General features: G+C 67.3%; 9 protein-coding genes. All 9 read left to right on the top strand.

Annotated features, from left to right (window positions below; translation table 11 throughout):
• Positions 1 to 33 precede the first annotated feature (33 nt).
• Positions 34 to 408: a response regulator gene (locus FA89_RS00045; protein ID WP_036136911.1), complete on the top strand. Its 375-nt coding sequence runs from the start codon at positions 34 to 36 to the stop codon at positions 406 to 408.
• Positions 409 to 415: 7 nt separating this feature from the next.
• The gene (locus FA89_RS00040; protein WP_036136909.1) at positions 416 to 961 is read left to right on the top strand and encodes a chemotaxis protein CheW; all 546 of its coding nucleotides are present in this window, start codon (positions 416 to 418) and stop codon (positions 959 to 961) included.
• A 173-nt stretch (positions 962 to 1,134) separates the two neighbouring features.
• Positions 1,135 to 3,168 (top strand): methyl-accepting chemotaxis protein, encoded by a 2,034-nt coding sequence (locus FA89_RS00035; RefSeq protein ID WP_036136907.1) that lies wholly within the window; start codon positions 1,135 to 1,137, stop codon positions 3,166 to 3,168.
• Between the two features lie 4 nt (positions 3,169 to 3,172).
• Positions 3,173 to 9,286 (top strand): Hpt domain-containing protein, encoded by a 6,114-nt coding sequence (locus tag FA89_RS00030; protein WP_036136904.1) that lies wholly within the window; start codon positions 3,173 to 3,175, stop codon positions 9,284 to 9,286.
• Complete coding sequence (locus FA89_RS00025; RefSeq protein ID WP_036136901.1) at positions 9,279 to 10,988, top strand: chemotaxis protein CheB; 1,710 nt, start codon at positions 9,279 to 9,281, stop codon at positions 10,986 to 10,988. Before FA89_RS00030 ends, FA89_RS00025 begins: the two co-directional genes overlap by 8 nt.
• Entirely contained in the window at positions 10,985 to 11,476 is a 492-nt protein-coding gene (locus FA89_RS00020) for a chemotaxis protein CheW (RefSeq protein WP_036136898.1), read from the top strand. Before FA89_RS00025 ends, FA89_RS00020 begins: the two co-directional genes overlap by 4 nt.
• A gap of 138 nt (positions 11,477 to 11,614) precedes the next feature.
• Positions 11,615 to 11,752 (top strand): hemin uptake protein HemP, encoded by a 138-nt coding sequence (gene hemP, locus FA89_RS00015; RefSeq protein ID WP_036143294.1) that lies wholly within the window; start codon positions 11,615 to 11,617, stop codon positions 11,750 to 11,752.
• A gap of 157 nt (positions 11,753 to 11,909) precedes the next feature.
• Positions 11,910 to 12,473 carry a hypothetical protein gene (locus tag FA89_RS00010; RefSeq protein WP_036136896.1) on the top strand — a complete coding sequence of 188 codons (564 nt, stop codon included), beginning with the start codon at positions 11,910 to 11,912 and terminating at the stop codon, positions 12,471 to 12,473.
• 174 nt (positions 12,474 to 12,647) lie between these two features.
• A partial coding sequence (locus tag FA89_RS19955) for a hypothetical protein (protein WP_221174265.1) occupies positions 12,648 to 13,219 on the top strand: 572 nt, incomplete at its 3' end.

The following is a 13,219-nucleotide window of genomic DNA, read 5'->3' as shown; positions in this document are numbered from 1 at the left end:
AACCGGCTCGCTCGACGACGTCCAGGGGGACGCGTGGCAAATATCCTGATCATCGACGACTCGCCCACCGATGTCCGCGTGTTCACCACGCTGCTCGAGAAGGCGGGTTTTTCCGTTTCCAGCGTTGAAAACGCCGAGGCCGGCATAGAGCGCATTCGCGCGAACAAGCCCGACCTGGTCATCATGGATGTCATCATGCCCGGCATGAACGGCTTCCAGGCGACGCGAACGCTGAGCCGCGACCCGACCACGGCGGACGTTCCCGTGGTGATGATCACCACCAAGTCGATGGAAACCGACCGGGTATGGGGTCTGCGCCAGGGTGCGAAGGCCTTCATCACCAAGCCGGTGAACGAGAAGGAGCTGCTCTCGACCATCGCCGGCCTGCTCCCCGGCACGACACACTGAGGTCGCCATGAGCGAGAACGCCGCCACCTCACCCTTCGAGCTGCTCGCCCTCTATGAACGTGCCTGTCTGGCGCACACGGCCGACGCGCCCGAGCGGGTCGAATCGCTCGGCCAGTGGCGTGGCATCGCTTTCCGGGTGGGGCGTCGCGCGTTCGTCAGCGGCATCGAGGAAATCAACGAACTGCTGGCCGTGCCGGCACTGACTCACGTGCCGGGGACGCAACCCTGGCTGATGGGCGTGGCCAACGTGCGCGGCAACCTGGTACCCGCGATCGACCTGGGCCGGTTCCTGTTCGACGAGCGCACGCCCTCGTCGGAGCGTACGCGCCTGCTGCTGGTCCGCCAGCACGGGGGCACGGTGGGGCTGCTGGTGGACGAGGTGTTCGGCCAGCGCACGATGGACGAGGCCCAGCGGGGTACGGGCGAGGACGAGCGCGATCCGCGCGTGGCACGCTTCGTGGCGGAGAACGTCACGCTGGGCGAGCAGTCGTTCGGGCTGTTCAGCATGAGCCGGCTGGTGCGGGCGCCTGATTTTCGGCAGGCGGCGCTGTAAGGCGTCTTTCGGGGGACGGGACGGCGGCATCGCCGGCCCGCTGACAGGATAGGTGCGACGTGGTTCGACCGCGCGCGCGTGGGGAACGGAGGGGCGGTCGTATCGACCGCTTCGTCTTGCCGGCAGCCTCGAGGCGCCGGCGGCTAGCTTTGCCAGGTTTGGGTGAGGTAGATATGAGCACGACAGCAGGCGGCGCAGGCCGGGAACGTGGCTACACGATCGTCATCGTGTTTCTTCTCCTGGCGATCGGATTGGCGTCGGTCGACTTCTGGTGGCTGAACACCAAGAACGGGGAGGACCGGGAAGCCATCGCCCTGACCACGCAGGTACAGGTGCTTTCGCAGCAGACCGCGAAATACGCCCTGGAGGCGTCCGACGGCAACCGCGACTCGTTCCGTGAGTTGTCGGCTACCCGCAACACCATCGACTCGGCGGTGCAGCGCCTGGTGAAGGGTGACGACAAGAGCGGCATGCCGGCCTATGCGGACAACGGCGGATCGCAGGCGGGCCGCTCGGTGGCCGCCCTGGCCAACGCCTGGCACCAGCTGGACGCGGATATCGGGAAGATCCTCTCCAACAAGGACCTCGTGCTGTCCTCGGGCGAGCGGGCCGATCTCTTCGCCAAGCAGATGCCGCTTCTCAATGCGCGCACCGACGAGGTGCTGAACATCGTCCAGCAGAAGAACGCCTCGGTCGAGCAGACCTTCACCATCGCGCGTTGGATGCTGATGGCCGACCGTATGATCCGCCGCGTGCAGGAGATCCTGCAGGGTGGCGACGGCGCCCAGTCCGCCGCCGACGGCCTGTCGCGTGACGCGCAGCTTTACGGTGCGGTGCTGAAGGGGCTGATCGACGGCAACGCCGAAGGCGGCGTCCGCGCGATGACCGACGCCAACGCGCGGAAGATCCTCGAAGGCATGCAGACCTCCTGGAGCGATCTGGTCGACCCGGTGAACCAGCTGGTGGCCGCGTCGCCCAACCTGCAGGACGTCAAGCGCGCAGGCAACCAGGCCTCGCTGGATTCGCAGACGGTGCTGCTGCGCGCCAACGAGTCCGCCGACCATATCGCCAGGCTGCCGCTGAACCGGTTGTTCCCGAACGTCTGGTGGGGCCTGCTAGGCGCGATCGGCGCGGTGCTGTTCGCCCTGCTGCTGGTGTACAACCTGGTGCGCGACCAGCGTCGTCGCCTGGAGAGCACGTCCGAACTGAACCAGCGTAACCAGACCGCCATCATGCGGTTGCTGGACGAGATGGGCACGCTCGCCGAGGGCGATCTGACCATCAAGGCCACGGTCACCGAAGACATCACGGGCGCCATCGCGGACGCCATGAACTCCGCGGTCGACGAGATGCGCAACCTCGTCACCACCATCAACGAGACCGCTGTACGGGTGTCGGCGGCGGCGCAGGAAACCCAGGCCACCGCCATGCACCTGGCCGACGCGGCGGAGCAGCAGGCGCAGCAGATCACCTCGGCCACCTCGGCGATCAACCAGATCGCCACCTCGATGGATACCGTGTCGAAGGATTCGGCGGAGTCGGCCGACGTGGCCCAGCGCTCGGTGCAGATCGCCTCGCGCGGCGCGGAAGTGGTGCGCGAAACCATTCAGGGCATGGATTCGATCCGTGACCAGATCCAGGAAACGTCCAAGCGCATCAAGCGGCTGGGTGAATCCTCGCAGGAAATCGGCTCCATCGTCGAACTGATCAACGATATCGCCGAACAGACCAATATCCTCGCCTTGAACGCCGCTATCCAGGCGGCCTCGGCCGGTGAGGCAGGCCGAGGCTTCGCAGTGGTCGCGGACGAAGTGCAGCGTCTCGCCGAACGCTCGGCGAGCGCGACCAAGCGCATCGAGACCCTGGTCCAGACCATTCAGTCCGATACCAACGAGGCGGTCAGCTCCATGGAGCAGACCACCGCCGAGGTGGTGGCCGGTGCGCGACTGGCCGAGGACGCGGGTACCGCCCTGGGCGACATCGAGCGCGTGTCGAACGATCTTTCGGCGCTGATCCAGAACATCTCCGCCGCGGCACGCCAGCAGTCGGCGGCGGCGACGGATACCTCGGCCACCATGAACGTCATCCAGGAGATCACTTCGCAAACGTCGCTGGGCGCCAGCCAGACAGCCGAATCCATCGGCAACCTGGCCCAGCTCGCGAACGACCTGCGACTGTCCGTCGCGAACTTCAAGCTGCCGGGCTGATGCAGTGAGACTCCAAGACCATACCGATTTCACGACGCTGCACTGGGTCAAGGCGGAGCTGGACGACGCCCTGTCCAAGGCACGCCATGCCCTCGAGGCCTATGTCGACGATTCACGCGACGCCTATGTCATGCATACCTGCGCCGCGGACCTGCACCAGGTGCACGGTACGCTGCGCATGGTGGAGCTTTACGGCGCGGCGATGGTCGTCGGCGAGATGGAGCAACTGGTCGCCGCGCTGATCGACGATCGCGTGGCCGATCGCAACGAGGCCTATGCCGTGCTGATGCGCGGCATGATGCAGATGCCCGATTACCTCGAGCGCCTGCAGAGCGGCCATCGCGATGTGCCCATCGTCTTGCTGCCTCTGCTGAACGACCTGCGTGCCAGCCGTGGCGAGCAGTCGCTGCACGAGTCCGCCCTGTTCACGCCCAACCTCGACACCGTGCTGCCCGCCGCTGCGCCTGGGGCGGCCGATCCCGCGACCGCCGAAGCTGCGCGTGGCGAACTGGCGGACCTGCGTGCGCGTTTCCAGCAGCAACTGCTGGCCTGGTTCCGCGGGCAGGGCAACGAGCGCCAGCTGCTGGGTATGCGCGCCACGCTGGACGGCATCGCCGCGCGTTGTTACACCCTCGCCGGCCGGCGGCTGTGGTGGATCGCCGCCGGCGTGCTTGAGGGCCTGGAGCGCGGCGTGCTGCGCGCCCACGAGAAGGACGTGCGCCAGCTGATCGGCCGTGTCGATCGTTCCATCCGCGAGCTGGTCGATGGCGGCGAAGAGGCCCTGCTCAAGGGCGATGCCGACGACCTTGCACGCAAGCTGCTGTATTACGTGGCCCAGGCACGACCGGGCAGCGAACGCCTGGACGAACTGCGCCAGACCTACCGGCTGGATGGCCTGCTGCCGCGCGAGGCCGAGGTCGAGCACGCGCGTGGTTCCATGTCGGGACACAACCGTGCGCTACTGGACACGGTATCCGCCGCCATCAAGGACGACCTGCTGCGGGTGAAGGAATCGCTCGACCTGTTCCTGCGTCGTCCGGACGGCGATCCCGCCCAGCTCGGGCAGCAGGCCGACGTGCTCGACCGCGTGGGCGACACGCTGGGCATGCTGGCGCTGGGCGTGCCGCGCCGCGTGGTCGGGGAGCAACGGCGCATCCTGGGCGAGATCGCCACGGGCGCGCGCGAACCCGATGAGGAATCCCTGCTCGATGTGGCTGGCGCGCTGCTCTATGTCGAGGCGTCGCTGGACGACCACATCGAACGCCTCGGCGCCGAGGGCGACGAGTCGGCGGTGGCCGAGGTCGGGCCGTCGCCGCTGCCGCGCAGTGAGGCGCGCCACATCCTTGCCACGCTGATGCGCGAGGCCACCACCAATACGTCGAAGGTGAAGGACGCGATCGTCGCCTTCGTCGAATCGTCGTGGGACCACGAACAACTGGCCGGCGCGCCGGAATTCATGGCGGAGATCGGCGGGGCCATGCGCATGCTGGGCGCGTCGCGCCCCGCGGAACTGGCCGACGGCGTCGGCCTGTTCATCCACCGCGAGCTGCTGGTCGATCGCCGCGTGCCCGACGGTGCGCAGATGGACCGGTTGGCCGACGCGCTGGCGGCGCTGGAGTATTACCTCGAAGCGGCGCGCGAGCATCGCGGTGGGCTGGAACATATCCTTGACGTGACCCAGCAGAGCCTTGCCGAGCTCGGCTACTGGCCGTTGCCCGTGCACGCCTCGCACGAGCCGGAAGCCATGGGCGAGGACGCCCTGGAGGCCATCGACACCGCCGCGATCGAGCACATCGCCGTGCCGGCTACGAGCGCGGACGAGGGCGAAACGGTATCGACCTTCGCGGAATCGTTCGACCTGGTCGACGAGCCGCCCACCGAGGCGGAGATCGCCGCGCCCGAACCCGAACCCGAACGCGTCCCCGTGCCTGTGGTTGCCGACGACGACTGGGTGGAGATCGAGGAAGAGATCGAGCAGGAAGTGGGTGGCACGGGTCATGCGGAGTTCGCCGGCTTCCAGATCACCGTCGATGGCATCGACGACGAGATCCGCGAGATCTTCCTGGAGGAAACCCAGGAAGAGATCGACAACCTGCGCGCGGCGCAGGTCACCTGGCTGCTGGACGCCACACGCAGCGAATCCCTGGTGCCGATCCGCCGGTCGTTCCATACCCTGAAGGGCTCCGGCCGACTGGTGGGCGCGCGCCTGTTGGGCGAGTTCGCCTGGAAGGTCGAGAACCTGCTCAACCGCGTGCTCGACAAGACGATCGAGCCGCATGAAGGCGTGCAGGCGCTGATCCGCCACGCGGTGGATGCGCTGCCGCAGCTGAAGGCCGCCCTGGAAGGCGAAAGCACGCCGGGCGCGCCGATCGCGGCGATCATGGAGACGGCCGATCGCCTCGCCATGGGTGACATGGCCTTCGTCGAGGATGTGGCCAGGAACGCCGTGCAGACGGTGCGCACCAAGGTGAAACGCCGGGTGCCGCGCGACACCATCGCCGACGTGCCCACCGCTGCGTTCGCCAGCTACGGCCAGGCGCCGACCGATGCGATCGAGCCGGCCGCCGTCGAGCCCGCCTACGTGTCGCCGCCGCTGCCGCCGGTGGATGCGGTGCTGCTGGATATCCTGCGCACGGAAGTGGCGCAGTACCTCACCGTCATCCGCAGCAACCTCGCGCGTGCCGGCGACGGCGAGCTGCCGGTGGACGATGCGCTGTTGCGCGCGGTGCACACGCTGCATGGCGCCATCGGCATGGTCGACATCCCGGTGCTGATCCAGGTGCTGGCACCGCTGGAGGGCCTCATCAAACGCGTGCGTGCCAGCGGCCACCCGCTCAGCGTGGAAGGCGTGGATGCCCTGACCGACACGGCCGACCTGGTCGATCACGTCATGCACCAGTTCGACGCGCCCGATCCGCACGTGCCGGATGTCACCGCGCTCGCGGCGCACATCGTCGCACTGCGTGACGAGCAGCCCGAAGCCACCGTCGCCCATATCCTGTACGAGCCGGACTATGGGCAGCCGCTCGACGAGATCGACGAGGTCGCCGACCACGCGAGCGAACCGGCGGATCGGGAAGCCGAACTGGAAGCCATGCTTGCGGGTGAACTGGCGGACCTCGAGGCCGCGGCGGCTTCGCACCGGGCTGGCGAAGCAGAGCCGGCCGACGCCCCGTCCGACGAGCTGCCGCCCGTCGAGCTGGAACCCCTGCAACCGGTAGACACCACCGACTCCCTCACGGCCGAACTGCTTGCGTCGATCGAGCGTTTCGAGATCGACAAGCCGGAAGGCGTGGTCGAACCGATCGCAAAGTACGACGAGCAGGAGGCCGCCGCCTGGCGCTCGCTGACCGAAGGTTTCGATGCTACGGCCGATGCACCGGGTCGTGGCGAGCCTGCGGAAGTCCACGACCTGCCACAGCCGATGTCGCACGACGGCGATGTCGTGCACGTCGACGACGGTCTTGTCGAGGCGCGCTCCGACGAGCCCCACGCCATAGCTGACGACGAGACCATCGACGAGACACCCTCGGACGAGGATGCTTACGATGCCGCTCTTTCGGCGAGTGAGGAAGAGGACATCGACGCTCCGGTCGTCGAAGCCACCGGTCCTGTCACCGAGCCCGAGATGCCGGCCGTCATCGAGGATCAGTCGCACGAGCCGCTCGCGGAGCCGGTGCATGTGCCGGTGGACGATCCGGCCCCGGCGCTGGTGCCCGAACTGTCGCCATACGCGGACATCGATCCCGACCTGCTCGAGGTGTTCATCGAGGAGGGCAGAGAGATCCTCGACCATGCCGATGGCGCCCTGGCCGCTTGGCGCAACGAGCCGCACGTCGCCGAGCACGTGACGGCGTTGCAGCGCGACCTGCATACCCTCAAGGGCAGTGCGCGCATGGCGGGCCTGCCGCCCGTAGGCGACATGGCCCACGCCATGGAAGCGCTGCTCGATGCGGTGGCTTCCGGGCAGCGCGACAGCGACCGGGCCTCCATCGAAGCGATGGAAGCCGGTTTCGATCGCCTGCACGGCATGATCCAGGGCATCGCGCAGCATCGCCCGATCTGGCTGGGCGATGCCGATATCGAGCCGTTCGCGCGCCTGGCCGGCGCGCCCATCGCTCCCGATACGCTCACCGCCGAGGCCTATCGCGAAGAGCGCGAAGCCGCCGAGTACATCCCGGCACCGGAATCCGTGCCCGAGCCCGACATCATCCCGGTGCTCGAACGCGACCTTCCGGAGTTGCTGCCCGAGTTCGAGGAAGAAGAGCTGCAACGCGCCTCGCAGGAGCAGATCCGCGTTCGCGCCGACATGCTCGATACGCTGGTGAACCATGCGGGTGAGGTGTCGATCTACCGTTCGCGCCTGGAACAGCAGACAGCCAGCTTCCGTTCGACGCTGACCGAGCACGAGCAGACGGTCAGTCGCCTCCGCAGCCAGTTGCGCATGCTGGAAATCGAAACCGAGGCGCAGATCATCGCGCGCTACCACCAGGAGCATCCGGACACCGGTTCGGCCACCTTCGATCCGCTGGAACTCGATCGTTTCTCGCAGTTGCAGCAGTACTCGCGTGCGCTGGCGGAGTCGGTATCCGATCTGGTGTCGTTGCAGACGATCCTGGACGAACTGACCCGGCAGTCCGAAACCCTGCTGCTCCAGCAGCAGCGCGTGAATGCGGAACTGCAGGAGGGCCTCATGCAGACACGCATGCTGCCGTTCGACGCCATGGTGCCCAACCTGCGCCGCACGCTGCGCCAGGCCGCCAACGATGTCGGCAAGCGCGCCCAGCTGGTGGTGGAAGGTGCCAACGGCGAAATGGACCGCAACATGCTCGACCGGATCAAGGCGCCGTTCGAGCACATGCTGCGTAACGCCGTGGCCCACGGCATCGAGGCGCCCGAGCATCGCGAGTCCATCGGCAAGAACCCTGAAGGCACGGTGCGCATCCAGGTGGCCCGCGAGGCCACCGAGGTGGTGGTGCGCCTGTCCGACGACGGTGCCGGCATGGACCGCGAGGCCATCCGGGCCAAGGCGATCGAGCGCGGGCTGTTGCGCCCGGATGCGCGCGTGTCCGATGACCAGATCCTGCAGCTGACGCAGGTGCCCGGGTTCTCCACCGCGGAGACGGTCACCCAGGTGGCCGGTCGTGGCGTCGGCATGGATGTGGTGGCCAACGAGATCAAGCAGCTCGGCGGCACGCTGGCGATCGAATCGGACATGGGCAGCGGCACCACCTTCGTGATGCGCCTGCCGTTCACGCTGGCCGTCACCCAGGCGCTCATCGTGCGCATCGGCGAAACCAGCTTCGCCATCCCGATGACCTCGGTCAATGGCGTGGCGCATGTCGAGCCCAACGAGCTCGCCCACCGCATGGCGGACGAGCAGCCGTCGTTCGATTACCTCGGCGAGGAGTTCGCCATCCACGACCTGCCGCAGCTGCTGGGCACGCACATCGTGGCCACGCCGGACGAAGGCGACATTCCGCTGCTGCTGGCACGCTCGGGCGACCTGCGCGCGGCCATTCGCGTAGATGCCGTGCTGGGCTCGCGCGAGATCGTGGTCAAGCCGGTTGGCCCGCAGGTCAGTTCGGTGCCGGGCATCCTGGGTGCCACGATCATGGGCGATGGCTCGGTGCTGATGATTCTCGACCTGGCGCCGCTGGTTCGCCACGGTGTGGCGCGTCGCGCCTTCGAGGCCGAAGCCGCCATGCCGCAGGCGCCGCGCGCGCAGGACGAGGTGCGCGTGAAGCCGCTGGTGATGGTGGTGGACGATTCCATCACCATGCGCAAGGTCACCGGGCGCGTGCTCGAGCGCCACGGGTTCGAGATGATGACGGCCAAGGACGGGATGGACGCACTGGAAAAACTCAACGAGCGCGTGCCCGACCTGATGCTGCTGGATATCGAGATGCCGCGCATGGACGGCTACGAGCTGGCGACGCAGATGAAGGCCGACGGACGGCTGGCCGCGGTGCCGATCATCATGATTACCTCGCGCACCGGCGACAAGCACCGCCAGCGCGCGTTCGACATCGGTGTGGAGCGCTACATCGGCAAGCCGTACCAGGAAAACGATCTCATCGTGCAGATCAACGACGTCCTCGGGGGCCACCATGGCTGATCACGCGCCGAGGGTGGCGCTGCTGTTCGACGACGCCGCCTTGTCGGGACACCTGCGCGAGGCGTTGGTCGAGCACGGCGCGACCATCGTCTACGAATCCGACCTGCGCGCCTTCGCGCCCGCCGAACTGGTGGGCTCGTCGGCGGACGTGGTGGTGATCGATCTGGACGATCCGGGTGACGACGATCTGGACCGCCTGTACGACACCGTGGAAAGCGGTCACCCGCGCCTCGTATTCAACGATTCCGATGTCAGCCGCCATCTCGAAGGCTGGGCGCGTGCCCGTTGGGCACGCCACCTGGCGGCGAAACTGGTCGGCGTGCCGCCGCCGGACCCGGTGCGTCCGGGTGATGCGCGTGCACTCGAGCCACGACTGGCGGCCATCGCCAGTGTCGCGGCGCCGGCCGAGGAAATCATCGACCTTCCGCTGACCGACGACCTGGCGATCACCGGGGCGCACGGCTACGCCGCCTCGCCGTTCGTGTCGACGACCGACGAGACGGCGGTGTCGATGGATGCGGTGCCCGATATCGCCAGCGATGTCGCGGACCCGCTGGTGTTTTCCACGGCGCTGTCGACGACCGACGATGACGAGGGTGTCGATCCTGCCGATCTCGCGGCCGAGCTGGAAGCCCTGCTGGCCGACACCGATGCGTCGGCGATCAGCACCGACGGCCTCGAAGACGTGCCTTCGGCACCCCTGGAACTGACCGAACTGGCCTCGCTCGACCTGTCCGGCTTCGAGGTGGTCGACGAGACTCCGACGTCTGCGTCGGTGCCGGAACGGGCGTTCGACCTCAGCCAGTTCAGCCTGGCCTCCGACGACACGGCCCCGCCGGTCGCGGTGGAGGTCGCCATGCCCGCGCTGGATATTGAACACCGTGCCACCGAATACGCACCCCCGCCTGCGCCTTCGTGGGACCTGGTCGACCACGATACGATCACGGCCGATACCCCGGCGCGTCCGGATGCATCCGAGTTCGGGATCGAGACGTTGACGGCTGCCGAATACCTGGCCCAGGACGTCGTCGATGACGGCAGCCATGGCGTCAGCCCGGGTATGTCGCTGGAGCTGGTGTCGCTGGAAGAAGCGATTGCCCCGCGCACCGACGGTGCGTTCTCGCACGAAATGTTCCTCGAAGGCAGCGCGCGTGCGGTGCGCCGCGTGGTCGTGCTGGCGGGCGGTGGCGACAGCGAGGCGTCGGTCGCGGCATTCCTTGCGGCGGTGCCCACGAGCCTGCCCGCCGTGCTGCTCGTGGCCGTGCACCACGACGACACGCAGCACCTGTCGAGCCAGCTGGGCGACCTGGCCGTGGCGGGCCAGCAGTCGCATACCGCGCACGGTGAGCGGCTGGTGGTGCCGCGCGGCACGCGTGTACAGGTCCGTCGCGACGGTCGCGTCGTGGTAGGCGAAGACGACAGCGCGAGCCGCAGCGCGGGGCCGTCCCTGGATGATGTCCTCGCCACCGTGGCGGAGGGTTTCGGCGCCGATGCTCTTGCCATCGTGTTCGACGGTCGCGGCAGCGACGCCGTGGCTGGCGCCCAGGCGGTGTACGACGCCGGCGGTCGCGTGTGGATCGAAAGCGTGCCCATCGGCGACGAACGTGGCCATGCGGTGGCCGGCATCCGCGAGGAGCGTGTTGCCGCCTACGCAGGCGACGCGGCCGCGCTGGCGCAGAAACTGATCGAGGAATTCCCATGAGCGAGCCGTTACCGCGCGAAATCCGCTGCGTACTGATCCCCAGCGCGGGTGTGCGCCTGCTGCTGCCCAACGCCGCGGTGGCGGAAGTAATCACGCTGGCTGGCGTGGAACCGGTGCCCGATTCGCCGGCGTGGTTGATCGGTCGTATCGCCTGGCGTGGCTGGCGCATTCCGCTGGTGCGCTTCGACCATGTGGCGGCGCTGCCCGACGACGCCCCGCCGCAGGCGGCCCGTGTGGCGGTGCTCAAAGCGTTGGGCAACACGCCCGAGCTGCCTTACATCGCCGTGCTGACCCACGGTTTTCCGCGCCTGACGACGCTCAACGCCGAGCTTCTCCTGCCGACCCACGACGGCCACGACCTACCTTTCGGTGTCCGTGCACGCGTACTGGTGCGCGACGACACCGCCATCATTCCCGATCTGGAAGCCCTGGAACGGACGCTCGCGGCGATGCCGGACGAGGCACCGGACGACGCCGTCGAGGACTGACGACACGTCAGGGAGGTTGACACGTAACTGAGAATCATTATCATCAACTCCGCACCCTCAACTGCGGAGTGGACCATGTTGCTGAGAACGCTTCCCCTGACCGACAACGGCGGCCGAGACAAGGTCGTTCCCCTGCGCATGACGACACAGGTCGCCACGCGCCGTATCGAAAGCAAGAACCTGCTCGACGGATCCCGCGAGCTCGTCATCGAGCACCAGGGCAGCGAATACCACCTGCGCCTGACCCGCAACGACAAACTCATCCTGACAAAGTAGGAGCGCACGATGTGCGCGACATGTGTTGAGGCCAAGGCTGCATGTCCTCGCACTATCGCTTAGACGCACGCCCTTCTCCCCGACGCCAAGCCACGCGGCACCTCCCCGGACCGCGCCAGCCAGGCCTCCGTTACTCGTCCCACCTCCCGGAGGCGACATGTTCGGCTGGCTCTCGTCCTTTGGCGTGCCCACGCGCGCCCGCAGTTCCTCGACCACACGCTGGCTGGCGCTGGCGCCACGGACCCTGTTCGAGGGATTCGGGCAACTTGGCGGCGTGCTCTATCTCGCGCCGCCGCTGACGAAATGTGTGCTTGGTACCCCGGCTGCCGACACCTGCCTCGTGGAATCGGCCGACCTCGCGCCGCTGCTGGTGACGCGTTGCGTGGGGCTGACCTGCGCCGTCACGGCGGAAGGTCCGCGTGAGTGGATCGACTGTGTGAGCGGGGAAGGCGATACCGTCGCCCGCATCTACCTGCTGCCGGACACCGACTATCTCGCCTGGGATGGTCTGTTTACGGACGCCGTACCGGTCGACGCACCGCCACGCCGCGCACCGGATCGCGAATGGCTGTGTGCCTCCCGCGCTCGCGTAATTACCTTCACCTGTCGCCGCATGACCGGCTTTACCGTGCTCGGCGCGCGGGATGCGCGCATCTCCACCCTGGGCCACGGCGTGGCGCGCGATATCGCCTTGTCCGAGTCGGTGGGTATCGCTGGCTGACGCCGTTGCGCCGCCGCTGCATCGGCGGCGAGGAACATCGCGAGTTGAGCCACTTACGTTGCACGCGGCCGAAAAACGCTCGTATACGCCTACCACCAAGGTTGGGTCGTAGCGCTGCGATACCGCGGTGACAATGACGGACGCGACCCACACCGGCCAGGAGGCCCTATCGCCATGGACAGGCTCATTTGCGGCTTACGCCTTGTCGTACTCACGACGTCGATATACGGCTGCACGACTGCCCCTCTCGTACACCAAAAATCGTCGACCGATACGACGTCACCTGCGACGCAGGCCGAAGCGGTCGTGGAGGCGGCAGGCGATGTGGCGCATCGCTTGCAGGGCCGTTATGACGATCACCGCAAGGATTGCGGAAACATGCAGTCGCCTGCGTACTTCTGCTCGGGACTGCTGATCCGGTCGACCAAATACTCCGACAGCTATTTTTCCTGGCGCCCGAATCCCACGACTGCCCCTTGGGGAGTCAACCTGTCCTGGCTGCGCAACGATTCCAACTTCGCCGACAGCTTCCCCACCGCAAACGGCTTCATCGTGTATCCGACCACGGATGCGCAGCGGCGTGGATTCACGGCGTTGAACATCCGTTGCGTCTATCCCCGCGATGCGTGGTCTACCGGTCCGGACCGTTGCCTGTGGCATCAGAAACTGATGGGCCAGCGCTTGCAGACGCCGCTGTGTCAACAGCATGTCCCGCCTGTCCTTACCGCGAAGGAATGGATCGCCGC

The sequence above is a fragment of the Luteibacter sp. 9135 genome (genome assembly GCF_000745005.1).
GTDB lineage: Bacteria > Pseudomonadota > Gammaproteobacteria > Xanthomonadales > Rhodanobacteraceae > Luteibacter.
Note: the sequence above shows the minus strand (reverse complement) of the source record. Positions and strands in the feature narration are given on the sequence as shown.